General features: G+C 66.9%; 26 protein-coding genes and 3 tRNA genes. 8 read left to right on the top strand and 21 right to left on the bottom strand.

What is annotated here, in order from left to right; genetic code table 11:
- Positions 1 to 11: 11 nt before the first annotated feature.
- The 7 genes from M3B11_RS03050 to M3B11_RS03020 form a co-directional block, all read right to left on the bottom strand.
- The gene (locus tag M3B11_RS03050) at positions 12 to 545 is read right to left on the bottom strand and encodes a hypothetical protein (protein ID WP_259875315.1); all 534 of its coding nucleotides are present in this window, start codon (positions 543 to 545) and stop codon (positions 12 to 14) included.
- 55 nt (positions 546 to 600) lie between these two features.
- The gene (locus M3B11_RS03045; protein ID WP_259875314.1) at positions 601 to 2,031 is read right to left on the bottom strand and encodes a hypothetical protein; all 1,431 of its coding nucleotides are present in this window, start codon (positions 2,029 to 2,031) and stop codon (positions 601 to 603) included.
- A 39-nt stretch (positions 2,032 to 2,070) separates the two neighbouring features.
- Positions 2,071 to 2,544, bottom strand: coding sequence for a hypothetical protein (locus tag M3B11_RS03040; protein WP_259875313.1), 474 nt, complete (start codon positions 2,542 to 2,544; stop codon positions 2,071 to 2,073).
- The gene (locus M3B11_RS03035) at positions 2,541 to 3,929 is read right to left on the bottom strand and encodes a hypothetical protein (RefSeq protein ID WP_259875312.1); all 1,389 of its coding nucleotides are present in this window, start codon (positions 3,927 to 3,929) and stop codon (positions 2,541 to 2,543) included. Before M3B11_RS03035 ends, M3B11_RS03040 begins: the two co-directional genes overlap by 4 nt.
- Positions 3,926 to 4,297 carry a DUF192 domain-containing protein gene (locus M3B11_RS03030; protein ID WP_259875311.1) on the bottom strand — a complete coding sequence of 124 codons (372 nt, stop codon included), beginning with the start codon at positions 4,295 to 4,297 and terminating at the stop codon, positions 3,926 to 3,928. Before M3B11_RS03030 ends, M3B11_RS03035 begins: the two co-directional genes overlap by 4 nt.
- Positions 4,298 to 4,309: 12 nt before the next feature.
- Complete coding sequence (locus tag M3B11_RS03025; protein ID WP_259875310.1) at positions 4,310 to 6,118, bottom strand: OmpA family protein; 1,809 nt, start codon at positions 6,116 to 6,118, stop codon at positions 4,310 to 4,312.
- Positions 6,119 to 6,188: 70 nt separating this feature from the next.
- Positions 6,189 to 6,833 carry a MerR family transcriptional regulator gene (locus M3B11_RS03020; RefSeq protein ID WP_259875309.1) on the bottom strand — a complete coding sequence of 215 codons (645 nt, stop codon included), beginning with the start codon at positions 6,831 to 6,833 and terminating at the stop codon, positions 6,189 to 6,191.
- Between the two features lie 86 nt (positions 6,834 to 6,919).
- Here M3B11_RS03020 and M3B11_RS03015 point away from each other — a divergent pair, with 86 nt between their 5' ends.
- From M3B11_RS03015 to M3B11_RS03000, 4 genes are all read left to right on the top strand, one after another.
- The gene (locus tag M3B11_RS03015; RefSeq protein ID WP_259875308.1) at positions 6,920 to 7,435 is read left to right on the top strand and encodes a DUF2306 domain-containing protein; all 516 of its coding nucleotides are present in this window, start codon (positions 6,920 to 6,922) and stop codon (positions 7,433 to 7,435) included.
- A 53-nt stretch (positions 7,436 to 7,488) separates the two neighbouring features.
- Entirely contained in the window at positions 7,489 to 8,022 is a 534-nt protein-coding gene (locus tag M3B11_RS03010; protein ID WP_259875307.1) for an SRPBCC domain-containing protein, read from the top strand.
- Positions 8,015 to 8,545 carry a TetR/AcrR family transcriptional regulator gene (locus tag M3B11_RS03005; RefSeq protein ID WP_259875306.1) on the top strand — a complete coding sequence of 177 codons (531 nt, stop codon included), beginning with the start codon at positions 8,015 to 8,017 and terminating at the stop codon, positions 8,543 to 8,545. Before M3B11_RS03010 ends, M3B11_RS03005 begins: the two co-directional genes overlap by 8 nt.
- Positions 8,546 to 8,825: 280 nt before the next feature.
- Positions 8,826 to 10,100 (top strand): M20 family metallo-hydrolase, encoded by a 1,275-nt coding sequence (locus M3B11_RS03000; RefSeq protein WP_259875305.1) that lies wholly within the window; start codon positions 8,826 to 8,828, stop codon positions 10,098 to 10,100.
- Here M3B11_RS03000 and M3B11_RS02995 read toward each other — a convergent pair.
- The 4 genes from M3B11_RS02995 to M3B11_RS02975 all read right to left on the bottom strand — a co-directional run bounded on the left by M3B11_RS02995 (position 10,089) and on the right by M3B11_RS02975 (position 10,938).
- Positions 10,089 to 10,325, bottom strand: coding sequence for a hypothetical protein (locus M3B11_RS02995; protein WP_259875304.1), 237 nt, complete (start codon positions 10,323 to 10,325; stop codon positions 10,089 to 10,091). The genes M3B11_RS03000 and M3B11_RS02995 overlap by 12 nt on opposite strands.
- 269 nt (positions 10,326 to 10,594) lie before the next feature.
- Positions 10,595 to 10,667, bottom strand: a tRNA-Phe gene (locus M3B11_RS02985).
- Positions 10,668 to 10,748: 81 nt separating this feature from the next.
- Positions 10,749 to 10,822, bottom strand: a tRNA-Asp gene (locus M3B11_RS02980).
- A gap of 43 nt (positions 10,823 to 10,865) precedes the next feature.
- Positions 10,866 to 10,938, bottom strand: a tRNA-Glu gene (locus tag M3B11_RS02975).
- 217 nt (positions 10,939 to 11,155) lie between these two features.
- Here M3B11_RS02975 and M3B11_RS02970 point away from each other — a divergent pair.
- Together M3B11_RS02970 and ybaK are read left to right on the top strand one after the other, a co-directional pair.
- Positions 11,156 to 11,575 (top strand): metallopeptidase family protein, encoded by a 420-nt coding sequence (locus tag M3B11_RS02970; protein ID WP_102162085.1) that lies wholly within the window; start codon positions 11,156 to 11,158, stop codon positions 11,573 to 11,575.
- Positions 11,576 to 11,761: 186 nt separating this feature from the next.
- Entirely contained in the window at positions 11,762 to 12,262 is a 501-nt protein-coding gene (ybaK, locus tag M3B11_RS02965; RefSeq protein WP_102162084.1) for a Cys-tRNA(Pro) deacylase, read from the top strand.
- A 122-nt stretch (positions 12,263 to 12,384) separates the two neighbouring features.
- On the opposite strand, the gene M3B11_RS02960 is transcribed toward ybaK, so the two are convergent.
- From M3B11_RS02960 to M3B11_RS02950, 3 genes are read right to left on the bottom strand one after another with little or no spacing between them, the layout of a single operon-like run.
- Positions 12,385 to 12,999, bottom strand: coding sequence for a YigZ family protein (locus M3B11_RS02960; RefSeq protein WP_259875303.1), 615 nt, complete (start codon positions 12,997 to 12,999; stop codon positions 12,385 to 12,387).
- Positions 13,000 to 13,059: 60 nt separating this feature from the next.
- On the bottom strand, positions 13,060 to 14,727 hold the full coding sequence (locus M3B11_RS02955; RefSeq protein ID WP_259875302.1) for an amidohydrolase: 1,668 nt from the start codon (positions 14,725 to 14,727) through the stop codon (positions 13,060 to 13,062).
- A 31-nt stretch (positions 14,728 to 14,758) separates the two neighbouring features.
- Positions 14,759 to 16,495: a thiamine pyrophosphate-dependent enzyme gene (locus tag M3B11_RS02950; protein WP_259875301.1), complete on the bottom strand. Its 1,737-nt coding sequence runs from the start codon at positions 16,493 to 16,495 to the stop codon at positions 14,759 to 14,761.
- Between the two features lie 281 nt (positions 16,496 to 16,776).
- Between M3B11_RS02950 and M3B11_RS02945 the strand changes: the two genes are divergently transcribed.
- Positions 16,777 to 18,027: an ATP-binding protein gene (locus M3B11_RS02945; protein WP_170274523.1), complete on the top strand. Its 1,251-nt coding sequence runs from the start codon at positions 16,777 to 16,779 to the stop codon at positions 18,025 to 18,027.
- 72 nt (positions 18,028 to 18,099) lie between these two features.
- Here M3B11_RS02945 and M3B11_RS02940 read toward each other — a convergent pair whose 3' ends face one another.
- The 3 genes from M3B11_RS02940 to M3B11_RS02935 form a co-directional block, all read right to left on the bottom strand.
- The gene (locus tag M3B11_RS02940) at positions 18,100 to 19,434 is read right to left on the bottom strand and encodes an MFS transporter (RefSeq protein ID WP_259875300.1); all 1,335 of its coding nucleotides are present in this window, start codon (positions 19,432 to 19,434) and stop codon (positions 18,100 to 18,102) included.
- Between the two features lie 210 nt (positions 19,435 to 19,644).
- Entirely contained in the window at positions 19,645 to 19,761 is a 117-nt protein-coding gene (locus M3B11_RS13370) for a HepT-like ribonuclease domain-containing protein (RefSeq protein ID WP_396121520.1), read from the bottom strand.
- A gap of 198 nt (positions 19,762 to 19,959) precedes the next feature.
- A complete protein-coding gene (locus tag M3B11_RS02935; protein ID WP_259875299.1) occupies positions 19,960 to 20,430 on the bottom strand; it encodes a nucleotidyltransferase family protein in 471 nt (156 codons plus the stop codon).
- 219 nt (positions 20,431 to 20,649) lie between these two features.
- On the opposite strand from M3B11_RS02935, the gene M3B11_RS02930 reads away from it, so the two are divergent.
- A complete protein-coding gene (locus M3B11_RS02930; RefSeq protein ID WP_259875298.1) occupies positions 20,650 to 21,822 on the top strand; it encodes a DUF819 domain-containing protein in 1,173 nt (390 codons plus the stop codon).
- Positions 21,823 to 21,998: 176 nt separating this feature from the next.
- Here the strand turns inward: M3B11_RS02930 and M3B11_RS02925 are convergent, their stop codons facing one another.
- The 4 genes from M3B11_RS02925 to M3B11_RS02910 form a co-directional block, all read right to left on the bottom strand.
- Complete coding sequence (locus M3B11_RS02925) at positions 21,999 to 22,730, bottom strand: class I SAM-dependent methyltransferase (RefSeq protein WP_259875297.1); 732 nt, start codon at positions 22,728 to 22,730, stop codon at positions 21,999 to 22,001.
- Positions 22,731 to 22,943: 213 nt separating this feature from the next.
- On the bottom strand, positions 22,944 to 23,768 hold the full coding sequence (locus tag M3B11_RS02920) for an ABC transporter substrate-binding protein (protein ID WP_259875296.1): 825 nt from the start codon (positions 23,766 to 23,768) through the stop codon (positions 22,944 to 22,946).
- A gap of 58 nt (positions 23,769 to 23,826) precedes the next feature.
- Positions 23,827 to 24,570 carry an amino acid ABC transporter ATP-binding protein gene (locus M3B11_RS02915; RefSeq protein WP_191725528.1) on the bottom strand — a complete coding sequence of 248 codons (744 nt, stop codon included), beginning with the start codon at positions 24,568 to 24,570 and terminating at the stop codon, positions 23,827 to 23,829.
- A gap of 120 nt (positions 24,571 to 24,690) precedes the next feature.
- Complete coding sequence (locus M3B11_RS02910; protein ID WP_259875295.1) at positions 24,691 to 25,482, bottom strand: amino acid ABC transporter permease; 792 nt, start codon at positions 25,480 to 25,482, stop codon at positions 24,691 to 24,693.
- Positions 25,483 to 25,551: the final 69 nt, after the last annotated feature.

Raw genomic sequence — 25,551 nt, 5'->3', positions numbered from 1 at the left:
GTTCCCGGCACTCACGGCTTGTACCGAATCGACTTCTTGACCGCCTCGGTGTCTTCAGCGCTCAGATCCTCACCGGAGATCTCGACCGCGGCGGTCGCGCCGGTGGAGGTGGAGGAGAACAGCCACCAGCAGCCGGTCATCGAATCGCCGGCATCTGTCGCGTAGCTGAACTCGACCTCGAGTGCCCGGTCGGCGTTCTTGACATCGATGTCGGTGCGCTTGATGACGGAGAAGTCCGGTCCGTAGGAGTTCTGGAACAGCGCCTCGCCCTGCAGGGTGGAGAACGTCGTATCGGCTGCCGGGGCGCGTCCGAGGTCCTGGCTCATTCGCAACAGGGTGGTCGGGTCGTCTTCGGAGTCGGCGTAGACGTGCTCCCAGCCGCCGGAGGTCAGCGGGCCGTCCGTGATCTCGACGAAGCCCTCAGGCACCTCGACACTCGTGCTGCCGGATGTCACCCGCTCGCCGGAGCCGCCGGTGCAGCCGGCCAAGCTCAGGGCCAGCATGCCGGCGAGGCAGCGCAGGAGGGGGATGCGGGGAGTTCTCATGTTGATGTGTATGCTCGATTCGCTGTCGGGGTCAGGTTAGCAGGTGCGATGCCGGTCACGCCGGGCATTTCGGATTCGGCTTCTCTCGCCTGACGCCGTCAGGATCCGGCTTGCCGTAGTACGTCGAGTCGAGCAGCCGCAGCGACCGATCCTGGTTCTTCCGGTCATAGCCGAGGCCGAGTCCGAACAGGGTGATGCCGAGGCCGGAGTCGTTGTTGACGAAGTCGCCTTCATAGCGCTGCTTCGACATCTGCGCCTGTTCGTACAGCAGCCGCTGGAACGGGTCGGTCTCACCGGCCTCGTTCGGCTGCGGCGGCCCGAACATCTGCCACTGCGGGTCGAGGTTGGTGGGGTTCATGAGCCAGTTGCGCACGATGTCACGCTGCTCAGGTGTCTCGACGTCGAGGCTGGTGGTGAGCACCTCGGGGTTCGCGTCGTCGTAGTCGTCACCGGCCCCGACATCGGCATTGCGGGTGTTGACGAAGGTGATGTTGATGATCTCGCCCTTCGAGTTCACCTTCACCCGCATCTCGCCCTTGCTCGCCGCATTCCCACCAATCCCGTTGCCGCCACCGCCCCCGCGGGCGCCGGCTCCCAGCTCGGCAGTGGTGACGTAGGTCGTGGTGTCGTCCTCGGAGCTGTCGGGGTTGTCGCCGCGGTCATTCATGACGATGACATCGCGGCCGAACTTCATCTCAGCGCCGACGTCAAGGCCCTTCTTCGCCTTCGGCCCCTTGTCGATGTTGAACTTCGGATCGTTGCCCTCAGCATCGGTGCCGAGCAGCTTCTGGAAGCCCAGGTTGGCGTCGACGCCGCCTTCGGTGCGGAACTGGTTGTAGGTGATCCGCGGGTCGGCCGGCTTCTCGTTCATGAGTGGGCCGAGCAGCGGCACATAGTTCCAGTTGGAGTCGACGTAGTTCTCAGCCTGCTGGACGAACCGTTCGGCTTCCTCTGGTGAGGAGAACTCCCAGGTGTCGCCGTTGCCGTAGATGAGCTTGCCGTTGATGCCGGCGGAGATCTGAAACTTCTTGCCGAGCTTGAGCTTGCCCAGGTCGCCGCGCGCACCCGCGGAGTGCTCATCGAGCAGGGTCACCTGGGTGCGGCCGTCGGAGAAGGTCTTGACCTGGGCGCGCATATTGCCGCCGAGGGTCACGAAGGCGATCTTGACCTCAGACCCGCGGGTCATCGTGTCATCGGTCATGAGGCATTCGGGCTGCAGCTCCTCCTCGGTCGGCGGCGGGTCGATGACCCCGGCGCATGAGCCGGGCGCACCGCCGGGCGCCTTCGAGAAGATCGAGCAGATGACCTCGTGGATGCCGTGCGTGGTGCGCGGCATCCACGGGGTCGCTGCCAGACCGGCGATGACGACCGTCGTGACGACGATGAGGCCGATGTACTCGACGACCGAGGCGCCGCGTTCGCGCAGGACGCCGAAGCGCCGGCGCAGGGAGTGGGGATCTGCGCCCGGGGGGATGGGGGAGTGCATGAGCCAACAGTACGAGGGCCCGACGGTTTCCGGATGGGCTTAGGGACCCAACCTCGGGCCCAAAATGCCCGGCTGCTTCGCTTCAGTGACCAGAGCCGAGGCGGTGGCCGGGCGGCTGGCGAGGATTCCGGCCCAGCTGGCGGACAGGCACAGCAGTAAGTCGACAGCGGCTGCGAGCAGCGGGATGCCGAGACCGGCAGAGAGGCTGGAGGCACCTGTTGAGGAGATCGCCAGCAGCGGGGCGGCTGTGATGATCCAGCCGAGTGCGGCGGCGGAGACGACGTTGGCGGCGATCCGGCGGTGGGCGGCCCGACGCTGCCACATCCACGCACTGACGGCGCGCGCCCAGGCGAAGCGGGCCAGCAGCAGTGCGACGATGATGCCGATGCGTGCGGCAGTCTCCCCGGCGATCTGCACGAGCGCAGGACCGAGGATCAGCGCGGCGGCGAAGGCGGCGGCACCGATAGCGATGCTGCCCAGCAGCATCGACGTCCAAGCGGGGCGGTAGATCATGGGCCCACCTGCGGGATCGCCGACCCGTCGTCCGGGCTCCGCTCTTCACCGTCGGCCGGGGCCTCCTCATCCGGTGCATCATCGTCGGGTGCCGGCTCTCCGGGGGTCTCGCAGCTGAACACATCGTCCAGCGTCGCACCGGCCAGTGACAGGTCAGCAGACCGGACATCGACGGTGTTGACCGTCAGAGCGTGGCCGCGGACATCACGCAGGTGCGTCGGGCGCAGCTGATCGGGCGTCAGGGCTTCCCCACGGGTGAGGCCAGGGACGCTGACCTGCGCTTCAACGAACACGGCGTCCTGGCGCAGCCGGTCGACGAGTGCCGCATACGGGTTGCGGTTGAGCTGCCCGGTGCCCGGCCGCACCCCGAACTGCCCAGTCTCCAGCTTGACGACCGGCCCGCCGGCGGCCCGGTGATCCCCGGTGAGGTCGTCGAAGACTGTGCGGTTCGACGCCCGCCTGAGGTCGAGGCTGTAGGAGCGCCACACGAGCTGAGTCGAAGAGGTGTCGACCTGGTCGGAGAAGTCGATGTCTGCCGAATCCGGTGCGCGCAGAGCATCGAGGCTCCAGCCCTCTGTGCCCCAGCCTGAGAACCGTAGCCGCTGCGGCTCACCGGCAGCGGTGCTGACGATCTCGACGACGAGGGCATCGGAGATCCCCAGCCGGTGGGCGGCATGCGTGAGACTGGGAGTGTCGGGCAGCGGGAAGTCCGGCACGATCGTCTGGGTGCGCAGCCCGGAGCCGAGCTCCTCGGACAGCACCGCCGGCTGCGCCTCGAAGGCCGGTAGCGTCACCGGTGTCGAGACCGCCTGCGGGGTACGGCCGGGAGCCTTCAGCAGCCCGGTGGCGGACAACGCCCGCAGATAACCGGCATAGGCGCCGGTGCTCGCCGGGCCGGTCGAGGCGTCGACGGCGCGCCCGGTGCTCTCGGTGTGGTCGAGCAGCCAGTGGCGGGCTTCGTCGATGTCGGTGAAGCGGTAGGTCAGCCGGGCATCCTCCGGCAGGCTCCGGCCACCGGGCACGGTTGCGGTGGACGCCTCGGGAGAAGCGGTGATCTCCACGGCCCCGTCTCCGCTGCCGCGCAGGTGCAGGTCCGGCCTGTCGATCGCGCTGCGGGCATAGGACATCGTCTCAGCGGCCACCGCGCGATCACGGCCGAAGCTCGAGCACTGCGGCACCGCCCCGGTCGCCTGAGCGCAGCCGTAGCCGGTGCACAGCGCATCGGCCAGGCGGTACCCGGCAGCCCGGCCGACTGGCAGGGCGAGGAGTGCTGCGATGAGCATGAGCGCCCACAGCACCCGCACCCGGCCTGAGGTGATGTCGATGACGCCGGCAGCACCCCGACGGCGGGCCAGCCGCGCACGCACCCTCTCGCCGACGCTCACGGCAGGCTCACCTCGATGTGCTCAGCGGAGTCCAGCACCCAGCGTTGTGCGGCCTCCGCAGAGACCTCCAGCACGGCGTGGGCGCCGCGCACCGGCCAGTGCACACCACCCGGGCGCAGCGGCTTGACTGCCAGCACTTTCCCGGTGCGGTCGAGGTAGGCGACGGTCAGTGTGCGGCGCATGCCGATGCCGTGCACGGAGGCACACGGGACGATGAGCAGCGCCTCATCGTCGCGGCCGAGCATGCCGCGCAGCCGGCGCGCAGCCGAGGCTGCTACGCGGGCGCGGATCGTGAGGCCCTGGGGATGCACGGTCAGCTCAGCGGCGTGATGACGGCCCCGCAGGGAGGTGAGTGCGACGGTGCTCATGACGGGGACAGGTCACTTCACAGGCACGGTGAGGCGGCCGGAGTCGGCGATCCGCAGCGACAGGCTCTCGGATTCGAGCCCCTGCTTGGGGAAGTACGCGTACTGCCGGATCGGCTCGGCGAAGGCCGCCGCGTTGACGCCGTTCTGCGCGCACAGGCAATCAGCGCCGCCGGCGGTCACCGGCCGGGCGAGCAGGTTCGCCTGCTCATCGTGCAGCGCGAGGTTCGCACTCGTGGCATATGAGCGCAGGGTCGTCTCTGCGTTCTGCCCGAAGTGCAGCGCCTCGGGATTCACGGGGTCACCGGCCAGGGCCTGCTCATCGGCTGAGCCGTCAGCGGTGCGGAAGCTGTAGACGAGTGCGTAGAAGTCACCGGTTTCGGTGAGTGAGTCGACGTCGATGCGCAGCTCGGGGCCCGGGTTGCCCTCTGGTGGGGCGAGGATGCCCGAGGCGATCGGCGCCTGCCCTCCGGAAGCGTCGCCGGTGCTGCCGACAGCACCGTCGGCGGGTTTCATCTCCGGGATGTCCGGGAGCTTCTCGCCGGTGTCGACGTTCGGATTCACCTCAGCGGCCGGGGTGTAGGTGAAGGACACCCGGCGGTTGAGGGCGCGATTCTTCTCGATCGGCTGCCCGTCGGCGCCGGCGTTGGGCACGCTCGGCTGGGTCTCGCCGTAGCCCTTCGTCGCGAGAGTGATGCCGGTGCCGTCGAGCTTCGGTTCGAGCGCCTGCTTGACAGCCTCGGCGCGGCGTTCGGACAGCGACTGGTTGTAGGCGTCCTCGCCCTGATCATCGGTGTGGCCTTCGACGGTGACCGTCTGGCCCTGGGCGGAGCGCTTGAGTTCATCGGCAGCCGATGAGATGACGTTATCGGCCTTCGCATCGAGGGTGTCGGCGTCGAGGGCGAAGAGCACATCGGCCTTGACCGTCAGCGAGGTCGCCTCGCCCTTGTCCTCGATCGAGGCGCCGGTGACCGATTCGGTGCGCAGCTCCAATGGCACCGTGCGGGTGCGGGTGGCGCCGGCCCCGTAGTCTCCTGGGGCCTCCGTGCCGTCGCGGGTGGTGACATACCGGAACTGCGCGAGCTCCCCGGCGGCGTCGAAGCGCTCATTCGAGCTCACCGGCACATCGGCGAGCGGGGCGAGACTATCGCCGGCGAGCACGGTGACCTTCTGGGAGTCGGGGGCGGGGAAGTCGACGTAGATGAGGTCGGTGTGCTCAGGCTGGCCGGCCTCCAGTGTCGTTCCGCCGGCGTAGGAGGACACGGCAGCGCCCTTGCGCTGGGGATCGGCTTCGGCCTCAGCCAGCTGGCCGGAGACCGGTTCGGTTCCCTCGAAGCTGCCGCCGGGGGAGTCAACCTGGAGCGGTTCGGTCAGGGTGCGCTTATCCATATCGGCCAGCCGCACCCACGGGCGGCCGTTGTTCGCCTGGGCTTCGGCGACAAGCTGGTCGGGCTGGGCAACCGGGCCGTCGGTCGGCGGCAGCCAGGCAAGCACCATGCGGGCGTTGGTGCCGTCGGAGTCCAGCGACAGCACTTCGAGGCGGGCCCGGGACATGCCCTCAGCGCTCGGCACCTCGACGACCTGCTCGGCGATCGGCTCGGGCAGGGTGTTGGCGCGGTAGAAGCCGTCGTCTTCGACGATCGCCGGCGCCGCAGCTGAGGTCTCAGCGGCCTGGGACTGCGGGGATTTCTCCGGGGCGTCGTTGCCGGATGAGCAGCCGGTGAGCGCAAGACCGGTGACGAACACAGCCGCGATCAGGCGGCGGCCTGCGGTGGGGCGGGCGGAGCGTGGTGCGGGCTCGGGGGAGTGGGTGGTGGGGATCATGGCATGGGAGTGTAGCGTGAACAACACTGATCTGCGGCGACAGTCCGTTCACGAGCTCATGAATTCTGTTTCACCGGTCCGTGTGCTCACCGGCCCGGGCGATGCTGTGCGAGGTCTGGCCCAGCTGCAGGAGCGCGAGCACGAGGCGTGAGTACCGGTGCGTGCCGACGGCCACATGCATCGCCATTCGGTCCCGGGATCCGGAGACGTCGAGATCCGAGCCGGAGATCATGTCGACGGCCGCCCCGATGAGCTGCAGGTACTCGTCGCTGACCTCCAGTCCCAGCTCGGTCATCTCCGCCACCACCGAGGTGGCTGCGGCCCGGGCGGCACTCGGCGCGTCCGGCCAGCCCTGGGCTTCCATCACCCCGGCGACCCGCGCCTCGGCGGCGGCCGTACGCGCATCCTGGGCAGCCGGAGGCTCGGCGGTGAGCGGCGGGAGCCCGCCGCCGAGCATCTGGGCGGTCTGCATGACATCGAGCATGCTCGCCTGTGGGTCGTCGATGACGGCGGTGAGCGTGCCGATCTGCTCGATCGACAGGCCGACGACCTGGCGGAGCGCGGCGATGAGCTCCAAGCGCTCGACGTGGGAGTCGTCGTAGACGGCGGTCGTCTGATTCCGCTTGACCCCAGGCGGCAGGAGGCCTACGCGCAGGTAGTACTTGATCGTGGCGGTCGAGGTGCCGGTGGCCTCTGCCAGCGCGCTGAGCTTCACTTAGCTCTCCTGAACGGTCGGATACTGAATCGAGGCGTGGCTATCCACGTTGCACTTGCTTGGACAGCGTCACTATCTTACCGAGTATGGAGACCATCCCGCTCGCCGTTGTCATCCACGCCAGCGCTGCGTTCCTCGTCCTCATCATCGGACCTGTCAACATCTTCCGGCCCCGCCGCGACGCCGTGCACCGGGTACTCGGGCGCACCTGGGTGGGGCTCATGTACCTCACGTGTGCCTCCAGCTTCTTCTTCGGCCTCGATGATGGCTTCACCTTCCTCCACGGCCTCTCGGTGTTCACCACCGTCAGCGTCACGCTCGGGGTCTGGATGATCGCGCGCGGCAATAAGCGCGGGCACATCGGCAACATGGTCGGCTCCTACATCGGCACCCTCATCGCCTTCGGCTTCGCGGCCTTCGTGCCCACCCGCCTCATCTGGACGACAGCGGTGACCAACCCGGTCGCGCTCGCCGCCTTCGCCGGTGCGCTTGCGCTCATCGCAGGTGCGTGGTTCGCCGTTCTCAAGGCCCGCCTCGGCAGCGGTGGAGGGAAAAGCACGCGGAAGGGCATTGCGGAGGGATCGCGCCACCCGATAGGCTAACAGTGTTAGCCCGTGGTGGCTGACGCTTCACCGCACCGAACGGAGTCCCCGCCATGACCGCCGCCCGCATCATCGCCGTCTGCCTGTCCATCCCCGTCATCCTGGCCGTCGGCCTTTTCGCCTACAGCCGCCTCAACCCGGTCTTGATCGTCGCCGTCACCGAACTCGACGCCTCACCCGACGAGGTGTGGGCGGTGCTGGCCGACACTGAGCGCTACAGTGAATGGAATCCCTCGATCATCGACAGCTCCGGCACCGTCGCCGCCGGTGAGAAGCTGCACAACACCGTCATCTTCGGCGAGGGCACGATGACCTTCACACCCACGATCCTGACCGCCGAACCCGGCCGCGAACTGACCTGGATCGGGCGGATGTGGGTCCCGGGACTGGCCGACGGCGAGCACTCCTTCCGGCTCGAAGCGCTGCCCGGTGGCGCCACCCGGCTGACCCAGCAGGAGACCTTCACCGGTGTCGTCGTGCCGTTCATGACGTCGATGCGCGCCGACCTCGAAGCCGATTTCGCCGAGGTCAACGACGCAATCGGGCAGCGGGCCGCCGATCTGCGGCAGACTGGTGCCCATGACTGACATCCCGATCGAGCTGCCGGCCCGCAGCTCGCGCCAGGCCGAGATCCTCGCCGCCGCACGCCGCCGCGTCGAAGCCGAGGGCTGGGAGGCGCTGAGCATGCGCGCGCTGGCAGCCGACCTCGGGATCCGCGCCCCGTCGCTGTACAAGCACCTGCCGAACAAGGATGCGGTGCGCACCCAGCTGCTCATCGATGCCTTCGTCCAGATGGGGCAGGCGTGCTGGCAGGTGATCGAGGCGGAGGCCTCGGTTCCCGCGCTGCTGCGGGCCTACCGCGCCACTGCTGCTGAGTCGCCGGAGCTCTACCGATTGGCGACGAGCGGGCCGCTTGACCGGGCCGCGCTGCCCGACGGTTTGGAGGAATGGTCGGGTCAGCCGTTCTTCACCGTCGTCGGCAATCCGGTGATTGCGCAGGCGCTGTGGGCGGCCGCCCACGGGCTCACGATCCTCGAACTCGACGGGCGGCTGCCGCCTGGCAGTGATGTCGAGGCCGCGTGGGGGGAGCTCGCCGAGGCGTTTGACTGAGCGGATCGGACGCGTGCGTGCCGTAGGCGTACCTCAGCCGCGCACTCGGCAGGCCACGCTGCGGACTCGGTGACGACAGCGGGCCTTTCGCGACTATCGTGGAACCCGAGGAGCGGCATATCCGCAGCGGCCATTCCGCAGCCGCCTGGCCCGCCTGGACTTCTCGCTCTGGCTGCGGCATCGCCGGCCCGGCCCTGTGCGGGCCCTCAGGCCAGATGCCGGACGCGAACCGCGCCTCGGGAACCGACGAGTACGCCGCACAGCAGAACGGAGACCACATATGAGTCAGGACACCACGCGCGACGACGCCTTCCTCGCCGACTGGAACGTCCATTGCGCCTTCGGTGCGGTGCCCGGCACCCACGGAGTCGACCGGCAGGCGGCCACCGAACCCGATGGCGAGCAGCGCCGCTGGTTCGCAGAGCTTCTGCAGCGTCACGGCATGAGGGTCGCCCGCGATGAGATCGGCAACCAGTTCGGGCTGCTCGAACTCGTTCCGGGTGCACCCTATGTGCTCACCGGATCGCACATGGACTCGCAACCGACCGCCGGCCGCTTCGACGGCGCCTACGGCGTCATGGCCTCCGCGCACGCGGCCTTCCGGCTCGCCGAGCACTTCGCCGCTAATCCCGGGGAGGCGGCCTGCAACATCGCCGTCGTCAACTGGTTCAACGAGGAGGGCAGTCGCTTCAAGCCCTCGATGATGGGTTCGGGCGTGTTCACGGGCAAGCTCGGACTCGAGGAGGCACTCGAGACCCGCGACAAACAGGGCGTGACTGTCCGCGAGGCTCTCGATGCGATCGGCGAGCGCGGCGATGGACCAGTTGAACTCGACCTGGCCGCCTATGCAGAGATCCATGTCGAGCAGGGCCGCAGCATGGACGAGGACGGCGTGACGATCGGTCTTGTCTCCGCCACCTGGGCCGCCCACAAGTACGAGCTGCGCATCCGCGGAGAGCAGGCGCACTCCGGCTCGGCGCTCATGGCCGATCGGCGTGACGCGCTGCTCGGGGCGGCCAAGCTCATCGTCGCCGCACGCGAGCTCGTCGACGACTACGACGAGGGTGCGCTGCACACCGCCGTCGGCGAGATCACCGTCTACCCGAACTCCCCGGTCGTTGTCGCCAGCGAGGCCCGCATCCTCCTCGACCTGCGCTCACCGAGCATGGAGGTCATCGACAGTGCGGCGAAGAAGCTGCAGGCGACCATGGTCGAGGTGGAGGAGAGCGTCGGTGTCGAGATCGACATCGTCCACGAGCACGCCTGGGACCAGAACCCGTACCAGCCGGAAGGCACCGAACTCGCACGCTCTGTCGCCGAGACGCTGGGGCTGCCCCATGGCGAGGTGCTTACCGTGGCCGGTCACGACTCGACGAACATGAAGGACCTCGTGCCGACAGTGATGCTGTTTGTTCCGAGCGTCGAGGGGATCTCGCACAATCTCAACGAGTTCACCAAGGACGAGGATCTGCTCGCCGGTGTTGACCACCTCACCGAGGTGCTGCGCCGGATCGTGACTGACCCTACGGTGGTGGCCGGGACCTCAACCGTCTGAGAGATAACCGGTCTCCGGGTCGATGTCAGCGAGGAAATCACGGATCGCCTCGATGTGGTCGTCGTCGGTCAGCTTGCTGGGCGGGTAGGTGCCGCCTGCGAAGCCGTAGTCCGGGTTGGGTCCGGTGAGCCAGTCGTAGTAGTACTCTGTGCGACCTGTCTGCCGGATGCGGAACTGCTCGCCATCGACGGTGAGGCGGCGATCCTTCGCTGATGGCCTAGCCACGGTGGTGCACCTCCTGCAGCCGATAGGCGGGCGTCTCGGTGCCGTCGTAACGGGCCTTGAGCTGCAGCCCTAGGTACAGCGAGTAGTGCCGGGGCTGATGCAGGTTTCCACCGTGGAACCACAGTTGCTCCTGCTGAGCCGGCCTCCACGTCTTTTGCTCCTCACCTTTCCGCGGACCTGGGTTCTCGGTGATTTCTGGGCGCACAGTCGGACGGGCTGTGTAGGGGATGCACGAAGGCCCCGCATGACATGCGAGGGCCTTCAAGCTGTGGCTCCGACCGGCGTCGATCCGGTGACCTTTCGATTTTCAGTCGAACGCTCTACCAACTGAGCTACAGAGCCAGGTTCGCTGGCAGCGAGCGCAGCTCATCTGCCTGCTGATAGAACAAAGGCTCTTCTGAAACAGAAGAGCCGATTGCTCCGCGACCCTGACGGGACTCGAACCCGCGACCTCCGCCGTGACAGGGCGGCGCGCTAACCAACTGCGCCACAGGGCCTTATTCATTTGTGTGCCGGATGAGACGAACTCCATCCTACACGTACCCCCAACGGGATTCGAACCCGTGTCGCCGCCGTGAAAGGGCGGTGTCCTAGGCCACTAGACGATGGGGGCCTCCCGCATCAGTCTCCCGATGAGGCTGTCAGCTCCGGTAGCCCGGCGCATGAACCTCCGATAGCTTAGCGCACCGCTCGGTGGATTTGCAAAACGGGTCGGCGGGCTTTTCCTGTGACGTCGCTCACCGTACCCGAGGCGGTCCGCGCCCCCGTGCTCACTCCGCCTGCCGGTCGGCTCACCTCAGTCTACTGAGGCGCCTCAGTAGACTGAGGCCATGACATGCGGTCACCCTGATCATGCGGGTCCCGGCGAGCACGAGCCGCTCGAGCCGATCGACGATGCGACCTTCGAGGCGCTGTACGCGATCTTCGACGACCTCGTCGACGAGGTGATGGTCGAGCTGCCGGAAGGTGTGCTCGACTACATGGACAATGTCGTCCTCTTCGCCGAGGACGAGCCCCCGCCGGAGGAGCCGGACATCCTCGGTGTCTACGACGGCATCCCGCTGACCGAGCGCGGCGACCCGTGGGCCTTTGTGCCCCCTGACGTCATCTTCCTCTACCGCATCAACCTCATCGAGTTCTCCCGCACAGCCGAACGGCTGCGGGAGGAGATCCTCACCACGATCGTCCACGAGATCGCCCACCATCACGGCATTGATGACCAACGCCTCCACGAACTCGGCTGGGGCTGACAAAAACGCTTCTGGATCCGCCCGTCATCTCCTGCCGGATTGTCGAGCACGGACAAAAAATTGGTCATCGGACTGATCGGTCATTTAAAGTAGCAGTCGTCCACCCGTCCGATCAGCACCTACACACCGGCCCGCCGAACCGTCAGGTCCCCGACTGACCCGGCAGGCAGGAGGCAGCGAACACCCATGTCGATTGCAGCTCGATCACACGCCGCGGCTACCCCCGCCCTGCGCGTGCTCAACCTCGCCGGCATCGATTACTCGGTTCATGAGTTCGACCACGATCCGGCCCGCCGCCGCTACGGCACCGAAGCCTCAGAGAAGCTCGGCGTCGAATCCGGCAGAATCCTCAAAACGCTCATGATCCACGTCGATCAGGAACCAGTCGTCGCACTTGTGCCCGTCTCCGGACAGCTTGATCTCAAGGCGATCGCCGGCGTGTGCGGCGGCAAGAAAGCTCAGCTGACCGGCATCGCCGAAACCGAGCGCCGCACCGGCTACATGATCGGCGGCGTCAGCCCCTTCGGCCAGCGCAACTCCTCGCCGGTGGTCATGGATCTTTCCGCTCAGGACTTCTCCACCGTCTACGTCTCAGCCGGCCGCCGCGGCTTGGAGATCGAACTGCGTCCCGATGACCTCGTCATGCTCACCAATGCACAGGTCGCCCGCATCGCCAGCCTCGACTGACGACGCACCGATCCCAGCCGAACACCGGTCCCAGACGGGCACTGATCCCCACCGGCATTGCTCCCAGCCGAGCACCGACCAGCCGGCGCAGTGACACCAACCGATCCGGCACTGCAGCCGGCCTAGCGATAGACCGGATCCCCCACCTCGGGAGCGGCGAGTCCTGCCGAGACGTCAGCGAGCATCGCTGCACACGCTTCCACCTCGTCAGCTGGCACCGCGAAGACATGCCGCACGCTGGCACTGTAGTCGCTGTCGATGACCTCCCATCCGGCCTGCTGGGCCTGCCGCTGGGCGGCAGCCGCCGTGGCATAGTTCAACTCAACCGTCACCGGGGTCAGCAGCGTACGGGTCACCACCTGCGCGTCCTCGAGTGCCGCGGAGACCGCCCCGCCGTAGGCGCGCACGAGCCCGCCGGCGCCCAGCAGCGTGCCGCCGAAGTACCGGGTCACCACCGCCACCACATACGTCAGCTCATGGCCGGTGAGCACCTCCAGGATCGGGGCACCGGCCGTACCGGCCGGCTCGCCGTCGTCGTTGAAGCGCTGTGTGCGCCCATCGGCATCGAGGATGAAGGCGGTGCAGTGGTGGCGGGCCTTCGAATGCGCAGCCCGCTGCTCCTCGATGACCGCACGGGCGGCCTCCTCGGTCTCGACTGGAACGACGCGGGCGATGAAGCGCGAGCGCTTGATCTCGATCTCGGCATGCGCCTCACGGCGCAGAGTCTGATAGCCCATGGATGCCACTGTAGTCGCCAGCGACTCACGCGCTGGGAAGACGCTGGAGTGCCGGCCGGTTCACCGGTGCGTCCACTGCCCGCCGCGCATCGTCGCCTGCACGTCCAGCTCGGTGACCGCCTCGGGCGCGGTGGCGAGCGGGTCGCCGGTGAGGATGACGATATCGGCCAGCGCCCCGCGGACCAGCCGTCCGGCCTGGCCGGCATGTCTGCCGGTCATGCCCATCGCGGCAGCCGCGCCCGAGGTGTAGGCTGCCAGCGCCTCGTGCGCGGACAGGCGTTCGTGGCTGGGTCCTGAGACGCGGCCGGAGCGGGTCAGGCGGGTCATGAACAGCTGCATGCCGCGCAGCACATTGCCCTCCGCGCACGGCCGATCCGAGCTGCCGGCCAGCGTCACGCCGGCCTCGAGGAAGGAGTGGCCGCGGTAGAGCAGGTGGGCGCGCTCCTCACCGATCGCGTCGAGCATGCCGTCGCCGATGTTGTCGAAGAACGCCGCCTGCGGGGTCACCGCGATGCCGTACTCGGCAAGGACAGGCAGCTGATCGGTGCGGATCATCCCGGCGTGTTCGATCCGGTTGGGAAACGCCCGTGGCCCGCACTCATCGACGGCTGCGGTGATGTTGTGAATCGCCTCATCGACAGCCCGGTCGCCGATCGCGTGGACGGCCAGTGACCAGCCGGACCGGTAGGCGGCCAGGGTCTGGGCGCGCAGCACTTCGGGGTCGTCCTGCAGGTACCCGGCATCGGACTGGCCGACATAGGGCTCGTGCAGTGCCGCGGTTCGGCCCGACAGCGCGCCGTCCATGAAGATCTTGACCGGGCCGATGCGGATCTCGTCATCCCCGAACCCGGTGACCATGCCGAGGTCGAGCCCGAGTTCCGGGGTGTCGGCGGCGTGGCCGTGGATTGGGTGGAGGGCGTCGATGACGGGCATGAGCTGGGCACGCGCCCGCAGCAGCCCGGCCTGGCGGGCCTGCTGGTAGGCGTAGACCTCCAGCGGCGAATGCCCGATCCAGCCTGCGGCGATCCCGGCCTCACCGAAACTCGTGATCCCCTCCTTGGCGTAGTAGGCGGTGGCCAGGTCGAGGGCGTGGACGACCGTCTCAACCGAGTACGGGCGGATGAGATCCTGCACCTGCGTCTGCGCGGTCTCCTCGACCAAACCGGTCGGATGCCCTTCGGCGTCGCGGACGACCTTGCCGCCGGGCGGGTCGGTATAACCGGGTTCGAGCATCCCGGCGGCTGTCAGGGCTGCAGTGTTGACGATCGCCGAATGACCGCTCACCTGCCGCATGAACAGCGGCCGGTCGCCGGTGATCTGGTCGAGGACCGCAATGTCCGGATAGCTGCCTTCGTAGTCGTGATGGGAGTACCCGGTGGCCTGCACCCACTCACCATCAGGCAGTTTCTCGGCAGCAGCCTTGAGCCGGTCGTAGACCTCATCGAGCCCGCCGGGACAGTTCTCGACATCGACACTGGCGAGTGTCAACCCGAACCAGGTCGTGTGGCAGTGCGCGTCGATGAATCCGGGCACCACCGTCGGCACACCAACACCACCGGTCAGCTCGGCGGCATCGACGACCTCACCGGCCGAGGCGTACGAGCCCTCCAGCTCGTCATCGAAGGCGACGATCCGGCCGCCGGCGATTCCTACCGCCTCGGGCGCGGGCGCATCCTTGTCCTCCATCGTGTGGATGCGGGCATTGCGGATGATCGTGTCGAGTCGCATCTCAGACCCCCTTCGTCTGGCTGCCGGCCGCTCAGCTGCGGGTGAAACGGATCGCCGGATCGGTGCGCACATGCACGAGCGCCGGGCCGGGATGGTTGAGCGCTGCCTCGAAGGCGGCAGCGAAGTCCTCGGTGCGGGTGACGCTGAACCCGGCCCCGCCGAAGGCGGTGGCGTAGGCGGCGAAGTCCGGGTTCTTCAGCCCGGTGCCCTCCGGCCGGCCGGGGTAGTCGCGCTCCTGGTGGCCGACGATCGTGCCGTAGACGCTGTTGTCGTTGATGATGACGGTGATGTTGAGATCGTTCGCGACCGCGGTGGCGAACTCCTGGCCGTTCATGAGGAAGCAGCCGTCACCGGCCACGGCGAGCACCGGGCGGTCCGGGCACACGAGCGCGGCCGCGACCGCCGCTGGCATGCCGAAGCCCATCGCCCCGTTGCGCGGGCCGAGAACCGACGGGAAGCTGTGCACCGGCAGGTAGCGCGAGGCCCAGCCGGAGTAGTTGCCGGCCCCATACGTGATGATCGCGTCATCGGGCAGCAGCCGGCGCACCTCGCCGAAGGCGGTGTCCATATCGACATACGCGGGGTCCTCATCGCCGGTCGGTGCCGGGATCTCGCGCCACTGCTGGAACCGCTGGCGGGTCTCGGTGACCCAGTCGGGCAGGTGCGCGCCCGAGCCCGAGGCGGTGGTCGCCTCGGTGCCGGTCGTTGCGTCAGTGCTGGTGAGTGCTTGGGCGAAGCCACGGGTGGTGGCGATGATCTGCTCATCGACCGGCCCGAAGTGTGCATGCAGGTCAGGATCAGGGCTGATGACGATCGTGTGGTCCGGGCTGCAGCCGATCGAGTACGAGTTCGTTGAGACATCGGTGCGCTGGCAGCCGAGGTAGACGTGCAGGTCGGCCTCGTCGAAGGCCTTGCGGGTCAGGGGTGCCGAGCCGAAGCCGAGCGCACCGAGGTAGTGCGGCTCATCATGGTCGATGCCGTCGTAGGCGCGGAAGTCGGCGATGATGCCCATCCCGAGCCCGGCCGCCCAGTCAGCGACCGTGCGGGAGGACTGCTCATCCCAGCGCTCGCCGCCGACGATGAGCACCGGGCGGCGGGCTCTGGCGACCGCCTCGGCGACTGAGGCGATCTGTGCGGCGGTGGGCACCACCTCGGGAACGGGGCGCGGGGTGACGGTGTCCGCCTGGGTGGTGATGAGCTGCGGGTCCTCGGGGAGACCGACGATGACCGGGCCGGGCCGGCCGGAGGCGGCGGTGTGCATCGCATCGGCGACGAGGGCTGCGGCCTCATCGGGGTGGTCGAGGATGAGGGTCTTCTTCACCGTCGTGCCGAACCAGCCAGCCAGATCGAACTCCTGGAAGGCCTCGCGGCCGCGGTGGTCGGTGGGGATGAGGCCGGCGAAGATGACGAGAGGCGTGGCGTCCTGGTAGGCGGTGTGCACGGCGATCATGACATTGGCCGCACCCGGCCCGCGGGTGACCATCGCAATGCCCGGCCGGCCGGTCATCCGGCCCTCGGCCAGTGCCATGAACCCGGCGCCGGCCTCCTGCCGGCAGGTGATGGTGCGGATGGTCGAATCGTGCAGGCCGTCGAGCACATTGAGGTAGGACTCGCCGGGCACGCAGTAGATGCGCTCGACGCCCTCGGCTTCGAGCTGGGCGACGATGAGGTGCCCAGCCGAACGGGAGGCGGGGGCATCGGGGCCGGCGGCGGAGTCCTGGGCGGAGGCGGCAGGGGAGGAGTCAGCAGTGGAGGTGATGCGCGTCATACCCACACTCAATCACAGATTCCAGCCCGCGTGCAGGGCCGTGCCGTCCGGCGCGCAGCGCGCCCGCCGTCGTCTGGATGGAGAATCCGGGTTGTTCTGGGTTCAGGTCGGAACCGCTTCACGTGCGATCGTGAATGGTAGTGTTCAGGTATCGTGGATGGTAGTGTATAAGTGTCGTGTATGGGAGTGTTCGAGTGTCGTAGATGGTAGTGTCAACGGGCTGCCGTTGGCACTCGGGCAACGAGTGCGGGTGATCGCGCAGAGTGCGGAAAGGGCAGTGCATGGATTATCAGCGTCGAACGATTGATACGGAGCTGGACGATCTCATGTCGATGGCGCCGGCTATCGCCATCGACGGCCCCAAGGGCGTCGGCAAGACCGATACCGCTTCTCGGCGGGCTTCCACAGAGTGGATGCTCGATGACCCTGGGCAGCGAGAGATCGCCGCCGCCGACTTCACCTTTTCAGCAGTGCCACAAGGCACGCTGCTCATCGATGAATGGCAGAAGCTCCCGCAGGTATGGGATGCAGTCCGCCGGCGGGTCGATGCCGGAGCTGAACCCGGCCGGTTTCTCCTGACAGGGTCGGCGACTCCAACGGATGCCGCTGGTACGCATAGCGGAGCAGGACGGATCCTCTCGCTCCGGATGCGGCCGATGGCGCTGCATGAGCGAGGCGCCGTGACACCCACCGTGTCGTTGGCTGCGTTGCTGAGCGGGGAGCAGCGCGCGATCGAAGGGGAGTCCCAGTTCACCGTCGCCGACTATGCAGAGTCCATCGCCGCTGGTGGATTCCCGGGCGTCATGACGGCCGCGCCGCGAGTCAGACGAGCAATGCTCGACTCCTACATCGACAGAATCATCGACCGTGAGCTTCCGGATTCGGGTTTTCGTGTGCGTCGTCCAGAGGTGCTGCGCCGGTGGCTTGCCGCCTATGCGGCGGCTGTGTCCACGACGACGGCCTACTCGAAAATACTCGATGCCACCACCGGAGGCGACGGTTCACAGCCGGCGAAGACGACCACAATGGCGTATCGGGAGCACCTCACCCGGCTGTGGCTGCTCGACCCGGTTCCTGGTTGGCTGCCAGCACACAATGATCTGCGCAGACTCCAGGAAGCACCCAAGCACCATCTCGCCGACCCTGCGCTGGCGGCACGACTGCTGGGCCTGTCTGCTGGTTCCCTGGTAGGGAGAACGGGTTCGCATATGCTGGGTCCCCTCTTCGAATCGCTTGTCACATTGAGCGTAAAAGTCGCTGCTCAAGCCGCGGAAGCCCGCGTGAGACATCTGCGGATGTATGGCGGAGATCGCGAAGTCGATCTCATCGTCGAAGGCGTCGATGGGCAGGTCGTCGGCTGCGAGGTCAAACTCACGCCCAGTGTCTCCCCTGCAGACGTCAGACATCTACTGTGGCTGCGCGACCAGATTCCAGACCGGATTGCAGACCTCGTGGTCGTCACCACAGGGACGACGGCATACCGCCGTCCCGATGGGATCGCCGTTGTGCCGCTTGCGCTGCTGGGGCCGTGACGCCGGGCGCAGCGTCGGCCGTCGGCCACCGCCTCGGGAACGGCAGCCCCCGGGCCGCCGGAGCCAATCGACTCAGCGCAGGTAGCCGGGGATGTCCTCGGAGACCCGCGGGGCGATGAGCGAGCAGATGCCGGTGATCGCGGCGATGACGGCAAGCATCGCCGGGGCCGGCCACCAGGCGTTGTCGGTCGCGGCGAGGAACACCGTCGCGAGCATCGGCACGAAGCCTGAGACCATCGCTGAGAGGTTCGCTGAGATCGCCACACCGGACAGGCGGTGCGAGGGCGGGAACAGTGCGGTGGTCAGCGCACCGTTGACGGCGTAAGGGATCGACAGGCAGGCCACGCCGATGGTGACGCCGAGGATCACGAGCACGGGGACGGTCGATTCGATCATGAGGAAGATCGGGAAGGCGATGACAATCGTCGCGACACTGCCGATGACCGCCACGCGGGAGACGCCGAGGCGCTCGGCCAGGCGACCGAAGTAGATGAGCACGACGATCTCGATGGCAGCGGCGGCCAGGGTTGCGCCGAGCATGAGCGGCTTGGTCATGCCGAGCACGCCGGTGCCGTAGGAGACGACGAAGGTGGTGACGAGGAAGAACCCGCCGACGCCGAGGAAGTTCGCGCCCATCCCGACGAGCACCTGCGGGAACGACTTGCGGAACAGTTCGAGGACCGGGGCGGACTCCTTCTCACCGGCCTCTTCGAGCTCGCGGAAGATCGGGGATTCCTCCAGCTGCTTGCGGATGTAGACGGCGACGAGCAGCAGCGGGATCGCGGCGAGGAACGGGATCCGCCAGCCCCACGAGTCGAAGGCGTCAGCCGGGACGATGACGGCCATGAGGAAGAAGCCGCCGGAGGACATGAGCGTGCCGATCGGGGAGCCGACCTGCGGGAACACGGCGTAGCGGGCGCGCTTGGCCGGCGGGGCGTTCTCGACGGCGACGGTAACCGCGCCACCCCATTCGCCGCCGACCGCCAGACCTTGGACGATGCGCAGGGCGACGAGCGCGATCGGCGCCCAGATGCCGATCTGGAAGTACGTCGGCAGCAGGCCGATGAGGCCGGTGGCCACGCCGATGCCGATGATCGTGATCATGAGGACGGCCTTGCGGCCGATCCGGTCGCCGAGGTGGCCGAAGACGAAAGCGCCGATCGGGCGGGCGACGAAGCCGACACCCATCGTGGCGAAGGACTGGATGGTGGCCATCGCCGGGTCCTCGGAGTGGAAGTACTGGACGTTGAAGACGATGGCCGCCGCAGTGGTGAAGAGGAAGAAGTCGTACCACTCCATCGCCGTGCCGACGAGCGCGGCGGTCGCGGCCTTGCGCGCGGTGGTCTCATCGACCTCGATGTGCGGTGCGGGCGATGGGGCGGCAGGCGAGGCGCCGGGCTCGGACATGGGAACTCCTGGATGGTCTCAGGCGGCGACGGTCAGGCACGCGGTGTGCCGGGCGGTGTCACAGCGCTGGCGGTTGGTGGTGCCCGGCCACTGTACTCCGGAAAAGGTCATAGATGTGAGGTGGGGCACGAGAAATCTGCGCCGGGGGTGTGCGGTGGGGCGGGGTGGGAGCGGTCGTGCGGATCCACGTGTGCCACGAATCGACGCTGGCTATCGACCAAGCTCGCGGTTGATGACGCGAATGAGAGCTGGGACTTCATTGGCGACAGTCCTCTGCACGACCTGCGGGTCTACATCCAGGTAGCCGTATGCGATGCGATTGCGCATCCCCCCGCATATCAGGCCACATACCGCTGAAGAGTCGATCTCTTTCTTCTTTCGGCAACCCTGAGAGCGCCTCGATTCCCGCTGACAGACGCATACAGATTGCGTCAACGACGAGTTGATCCTCTCCGTGCTGGAGATACTCGGTGGTCTTCTGAAGGTGGGTGAGGGCATCCGCGAGGATCTCGGGCGTCGTGCGGCTCATAGCGGAACCGCTTCGGCCAGAACGCGGTCGCGGAAGTCCCGCCTCAGGGATGATTCGGGCACCAGATCCACCGGTGCCTGGACGATCTCCTCAACTTCACGTTCGAGTCGGCTGAGCTCCATGAGACCGAGTGGCCTCCCCATTGTGAAGAGGAGGTCGATATCTGACGTAAGCGTGTCTTTGCCCGTGGCAAGCGAACCGAAAACGCGCACGTTGCTGCCCCCTGCCTGGCGGATGGCCCGCTTGATCGCAGGGGCATTCCGTCGCAACCGGCGAGCAAGGGTGGACGTACCGTGAAAGTGGATCAACCGCGAGACCTCTGGCTGGCTCCGACCGATCTGCTCTGAGATCTCAGCCTGTGTCTGGCCGCGTGAATATGCGAGCCTGACGGCACGAACCAGTTCCTGACGTCGATCCGCGATCTCCTTATCAACGCGTTCAGCTGTAGCTGCCAGTTCAGTGCTCATGCTCAATTATAGGCTGACCTATATCTATCCTGTCGAGTCCGGAAGTCGTGAATGCCTCGATGCGTTCGTGAGGGACTTACCGCTCAGCTACGGACCGAGAGCGTGATCCACTGCACAAACCGCGCCGAGCTGTTAGCGTGGCACAATCGCCGGCATCGCCGCCGGTGACACCCCACCACCGCCCAGCACACGCCCCTCACATCCCCACCGGAGCCCCTCATGATCACCGACGGATTCCTCTTCCTCAGCCTGCTCATCGCCATCTCGGCCGTCCTCGTCTACCTGGAGAAGCGCCGCGGGGTGCGCGTCTTCAGATTCGTGCCCGGCTTCGTGTTCCTCTACCTCATCGCCGCGCTGCTCAACACCCTCGGCGTCTTCGGCGAATCCGACTCGATCACCGACGTCGGCGGCGGGGTCAAGGACGCGCTCCTGCCGGCGATGATCATGCTGCTGCTCTTCCAGTGCGACATCCGCCAGATCATCAAGCTCGGCCCCAAGCTGCTTCTGACCTACGCGGCCTCGGCCCTGTCGATCCTGCTCGGCTTCGTGCTGACGTTCCTCGTCTTCCGCGGCCTGCTCGACCCCGAGGCGTGGAAGGGCCTGTCCGCGCTCGCCGCCTCGTGGACCGGCGGATCGGCCAACATGGTCGCCGTTCAGGGGATCCTCGATGCCCCGGAGAACGTCTTCGGTCACGTGCTCATCGTCGACACGATCATCTACTCCGTGTGGCTGCTCGCGATGTTCTCCTCGGTCACCGTCTCCGCTCGTTTCAACGCCTGGACCAAGGCCGATACCTCCTACCTCGACGTCCACTCCTCCGCCACAGCGCCCGCCGCCACCGGCGCCGAGGCGGGGGAGACTCTCGACCTCGTCTCTCTGTTCCGGGTGTTCGCTCTAGGCCTGTTCGCCTCAGCTGCGGCGACGTGGGTCGGCGGACTGCTGCCGGAGATCGGCGTCGTCGTGACCTCGACGACGTGGACGATTCTCATCGTCTCCGTCCTCGGCCTCATCATCGGCTCGACCCGCTGGGGCAAGATGCCCGGGTCCTCGGAGGTCGCCCAGATCATGCTCTACATCATCATCGGCGTCATCGCCGCCGACTCCGACTTCACCTCGCTCGTCGAGGCGCCGCTGTACCTGCTCGCCGGCGTCATGGTGGTGCTCATCCACCTCGTGCTCATGGTGCTGTACGCCAAGGCGACGAAGACCGAGCTGTTCAGCATCGCCGTGGCGTCGACGGCCAACATCGGGGGAGTGGCCTCAGCACCGGTCGTCGCGAGCGCCTTCAACCGGCAGCTCGTCCCGGTCGGTGTGCTCTTCGCTCTCATCGGCGCCTTTGCCGGCACCTTCCTCGGTCTGGCCGTCGGTCAGGTGCTCGCCGCGTTTGCCTGATCGCTGAACTCGGCTGGTTCAGGCCTGCTTGGGGCTCTCTGAAGACTGGTCACACTTTGACCCTCTGAAGCACTCAGCAGGGCCAAAGTCTGACCAGCGAATCCCCGGAACGAACCCTGTCCGCGCAAAGTTTGTAGAGCTGTTCATATTCTGAGGGCCGGATCAGATGAATAGCTCTACAAACTTTCTCCCGCAGGCTTCCGGCAGACGACGAGCCAGCCGCGGCCCGGGGCATAGGGCAGATCGCGAACGTCGATCTCGGTGAATCCGCACTCCTTCAGGGACGTGCGAATCTCCGCCTCCTCCCGGAACCGCAGCGTCGACGTGGACGTCAGCACTTCTCCGTCGCTGAGGAACCGGTTGGTGTCGACGAACGTCACGAGCGGCAGGTTGACGGAGGTGACCTCATGCGATGTCACGATCCTCTCGTCTGCTACGTCCATCTCCATATAAGGGTGGCCCCACCGGTCCCAACCGCGATCGGCGGGGTTGCGCGACTCGAACGCGAGGAGCCCGCCAGGCCGCAGCGCGGCATGAATGGCCTGTAACGTCGCTTCCCAGTGATCGTCGGAGGTGAAGACCATCGCGACATTGGCCGTCATCGTGACCGCATCGACTTGAATCGGCAGGGCGTCTGCGGCTTCACCGACGATCCACCTCACCGCATCCGCGCCAGGCTTGGCACGCGCGACATCAATCACGCCGGCGCCGGGATCGACCCCGGTGACCTCCAAGCCCAGATCGGAGAGCCGCAGTCCGAACACTCCGGTGCCGCATCCAACGTCGAGTACCGAGCGCACGCCCGCCTCGCTGAGCACCTCGACGTAGCAGTCGAGATCGGAGCGGTCACCTTCGAAGCCGTCGTAGAGCTTCGCCAATCGCGGATGTGCGTAAGCGTTATCGGTCATTGGTTCCTCCACAGTTGCATCGAACGTGTCCTGTCAGAAGCCGCCCCGGCCATCACCAGAGAAAGTTAGTAAAGCCATTGATGGTTTTCCGCGCAGAAACCATCAATGGCTTTACTAACTTTTCTCACGGCACTGAGCCGCGGCCAGTTTCAGGGCCATCGGCAGCTCCAGCCACCCTCGGCCCAGCACCCACGGCCCAGCAGCCACGCGCCCTCAGCCCCGCTTGTCCTCCGGGATGCGCGCGGCATCGGCGACCTCGCCGAACCACTCGTCGACGAGCTCGTCATACCACCCATCCTCATACATCTCGCCGAGCATCGCGTTGAACTCCCCGGCCAGTTTGTCGTTGCCCTTGACGACCGCAGCACCAAGCTGCTCGTTGGTGTCGTAGCTTTCGACGAGCTCCAGGTTGTCATCGGTCTGCACCGCGGAGTAGATCATCGACACGTTCGAGACCATCGCGTTGACCTGCCCGGAGCTGATCGCCTGGATCATGATCGTGTTGTCCTCGAACTGCACGGTCTCAGCGCCCTGCTCCTGGGCGTACTTCTCACCGGTCGTCGCCTGCTTGACGCCGACCTCCTTGCCCTTGAGCTCGGAGATCGACTTGATGCCGGAGTCCTTGCGCACCATGAGCGCGAGGTTGTCGAGCAGGTAGGCGTCGGTGAAATCCATCTTCGTCGCCCGGTCATCGGTGATCGTCATGCCCGCCAGCGAGATATCGCACTGCTGCGTATCGAGCACCGAAGCCGACTCGATCGCCTCGAACCCGGTGTCGACGAGCTCGTACTCCAGGTCGAGCCGCTCGGCGAGCTTCTTCGCCAGGTCGATGTCGAAGCCGACCGATTCCCCGTCGCGGGTGAACTCGAAGGGCTCGTACGGCAGCGTCGAGCACATGATGAGCTTGCCCTCCTGGGCCAGCTGGTACTCGTTGCCACCGTCGGCCTCGCCGGACCCGTCCCCGCCGCAGGCAGAGAGCAGCAGGGCACCGGCGGCAGCCAGTGCGGTCAGGGAGGTGAGGTGCCGTGTGCGTGTCATGTCGTCTCCTGTGCTGGTGGACTCTGTGCCCCGGGCCCGTTCCCGAGGCGGTGGTTGCCTAGTGCTCGTCGAGTCCGCCGGGGTGCAGGACGCGGGCGAGGAAGGACTTGGTGCGCTCGTGCTGGGGGTTGCCGATCACCTCGGCGGCGGGTCCCTCCTCGACGACGACCCCGCCGTCCATGAAGACGACCTTGTCGGCGACCTCGCGGGCGAAGTGCATCTCGTGGGTCACGACGATCATCGTCATGCCCTCATCGGCGAGGTTGCGCATGACGTCGAGGACGTCACCGACCGTCTCGGGGTCGAGCGCGGAGGTCGGTTCATCGAAGAGCATGAGCGAGGGCTCCATCGACAGGGCACGCGCGATCGCCACGCGCTGCTGCTGACCACCGGAGAGCTGGTCGGGATAGCGGTCGGCCAGGTGGCCGAGGCCGACCTTCTCCAGGCTCGCCCGTGACACCTCATCGGCTGCCGACTGCGAGCGTCCCAGGACCTTGCGCTGAGCGATCGAGCAGTTCTCGATGGCGGTCATGTGCGGGAACAGGTTGAACGCCTGGAAAACCATGCCCACGTGCCGGCGCATGACGTCGAGGTCGATGTCCGGGTCGGTGGCGATGAACCCGCCGACGTCGATGAGCCCGGAGTTCGCGGTCTCCAGCACGTTGATGCAGCGCAGCAGCGTCGACTTGCCCGAACCGCTCGGGCCCACGAGGCAGACGACCTCTCCAGGGGCGACGGTGAGGCTGATGCCCTTGAGCACCTCGACATCGCCGTAGGACTTGTGCAGGTCGCTGATCGTCACGCCCGAGCGGGCGGCCTGCTCGGCGGTGGCGGCAGCGGCGGCTGCCCGGGCCTTGGAGGCGGAGTGGGATCCGGTGCCGCCTGCCGCGGCATTCGCTTCGTTGTTGAACACAGGTGGCACCTACTTCTTGATCTTGGCGGTACGGGACTCGAACCTCCGGGCCAGGATGCCCAGCGGCACGGTGATGACGAGGTAGCAGGCACCGGCGACCACCAGCGGAGTCAGGCCTGCATCGGGAGCGGTGATCGCCTCGCGTCCGAACTTCGTCAGCTCGTACTGGCTGGCGGCAAGGCCGAGCAGGTAGATGAGCGAGGAGTCCTTCGTCATGAGGATGATCTCATTCGTCAGCGGCGGCAGGATGATGCGGAACGCCTGCGGGATGACGATCGTGATCATCGCCCGCGAGTGCGTCATGCCCAGTGAGCGGGCCGCCTCGTACTGGCCCTTGGGCACGGCCTGCAGGCCGGCGCGCAGGGTCTCGGCGATGTAGGCTGACGACACGATGCCCAGCGCCAGCATGACGGTGAGGTAGGTGTCCATCCGCATGCCGAAGGCGTACGGGATGCCGTAGCCGAGCGCGATGAACACGAGCAGGGCCGGCACCCCGCGGAAGAACTCGATGTACAGAGTCGAGATCCACCGGTAGGGCCCGACCGAGGAGATCTTCATGAGCGCGAGCAGCACGCCGAGCGCCAGCCCGAGCACGAAGCCCAGAGCGGTGTAGATGAGGGTGTTCTTCAGCGCGATCGTGATGATGCCGGGGAACTGGTCGGCCATGACCTGCGGGTTGAAGAACTTCCCGAAGATCGTGCCCCAGTCGGCGAAGAAGGCCGCGATGAGCATCGCGAGGATGAGGATCGCGTACTGGATGCCGCGGGACATGCGGGCCCGCTGGCGCATGGTCATTGCCACCGTTTAGCTCCTTGTGGGGTGGGTGGAGTCGTGCTGCCGCCCCCGGCTGCGGTTCGCGCCGCCGGCTGG

The sequence above is a fragment of the Brevibacterium sp. p3-SID960 genome, from assembly GCF_025144725.1.
In the GTDB taxonomy this organism is placed as follows: Bacteria; Actinomycetota; Actinomycetes; order Actinomycetales; family Brevibacteriaceae; genus Brevibacterium.
The sequence above is the reverse complement of the archived record's forward strand: the minus strand, read 5'-3'. Positions and strand labels throughout refer to the sequence as shown.

Coding starts and splice junctions, on each gene's coding strand:
- M3B11_RS03050 (WP_259875315.1), bottom strand. CDS start 545: ATGAGAACTCCCCGCATCCCCCTCCTGCGCTGCCTCGCCGGCATGCTG.
- M3B11_RS03045 (WP_259875314.1), bottom strand. CDS start 2,031: ATGCACTCCCCCATCCCCCCGGGCGCAGATCCCCACTCCCTGCGCCGG.
- M3B11_RS03040 (WP_259875313.1), bottom strand. CDS start 2,544: ATGATCTACCGCCCCGCTTGGACGTCGATGCTGCTGGGCAGCATCGCT.
- M3B11_RS03030 (WP_259875311.1), bottom strand. CDS start 4,297: ATGAGCACCGTCGCACTCACCTCCCTGCGGGGCCGTCATCACGCCGCT.
- M3B11_RS03025 (WP_259875310.1), bottom strand. CDS start 6,118: ATGATCCCCACCACCCACTCCCCCGAGCCCGCACCACGCTCCGCCCGC.
- M3B11_RS03015 (WP_259875308.1), top strand. CDS start 6,920: ATGGAGACCATCCCGCTCGCCGTTGTCATCCACGCCAGCGCTGCGTTC.
- M3B11_RS03010 (WP_259875307.1), top strand. CDS start 7,489: ATGACCGCCGCCCGCATCATCGCCGTCTGCCTGTCCATCCCCGTCATC.
- M3B11_RS03005 (WP_259875306.1), top strand. CDS start 8,015: ATGACTGACATCCCGATCGAGCTGCCGGCCCGCAGCTCGCGCCAGGCC.
- M3B11_RS03000 (WP_259875305.1), top strand. CDS start 8,826: ATGAGTCAGGACACCACGCGCGACGACGCCTTCCTCGCCGACTGGAAC.
- M3B11_RS02970 (WP_102162085.1), top strand. CDS start 11,156: ATGACATGCGGTCACCCTGATCATGCGGGTCCCGGCGAGCACGAGCCG.
- ybaK (WP_102162084.1), top strand. CDS start 11,762: ATGTCGATTGCAGCTCGATCACACGCCGCGGCTACCCCCGCCCTGCGC.
- M3B11_RS02960 (WP_259875303.1), bottom strand. CDS start 12,999: ATGGGCTATCAGACTCTGCGCCGTGAGGCGCATGCCGAGATCGAGATC.
- M3B11_RS02955 (WP_259875302.1), bottom strand. CDS start 14,727: ATGCGACTCGACACGATCATCCGCAATGCCCGCATCCACACGATGGAG.
- M3B11_RS02950 (WP_259875301.1), bottom strand. CDS start 16,495: ATGACGCGCATCACCTCCACTGCTGACTCCTCCCCTGCCGCCTCCGCC.
- M3B11_RS02945 (WP_170274523.1), top strand. CDS start 16,777: ATGGATTATCAGCGTCGAACGATTGATACGGAGCTGGACGATCTCATG.
- M3B11_RS02940 (WP_259875300.1), bottom strand. CDS start 19,434: ATGTCCGAGCCCGGCGCCTCGCCTGCCGCCCCATCGCCCGCACCGCAC.
- M3B11_RS13370 (WP_396121520.1), bottom strand. CDS start 19,761: ATGCGCAATCGCATCGCATACGGCTACCTGGATGTAGACCCGCAGGTC.
- M3B11_RS02935 (WP_259875299.1), bottom strand. CDS start 20,430: ATGAGCACTGAACTGGCAGCTACAGCTGAACGCGTTGATAAGGAGATC.
- M3B11_RS02930 (WP_259875298.1), top strand. CDS start 20,650: ATGATCACCGACGGATTCCTCTTCCTCAGCCTGCTCATCGCCATCTCG.
- M3B11_RS02925 (WP_259875297.1), bottom strand. CDS start 22,730: ATGACCGATAACGCTTACGCACATCCGCGATTGGCGAAGCTCTACGAC.
- M3B11_RS02920 (WP_259875296.1), bottom strand. CDS start 23,768: ATGACACGCACACGGCACCTCACCTCCCTGACCGCACTGGCTGCCGCC.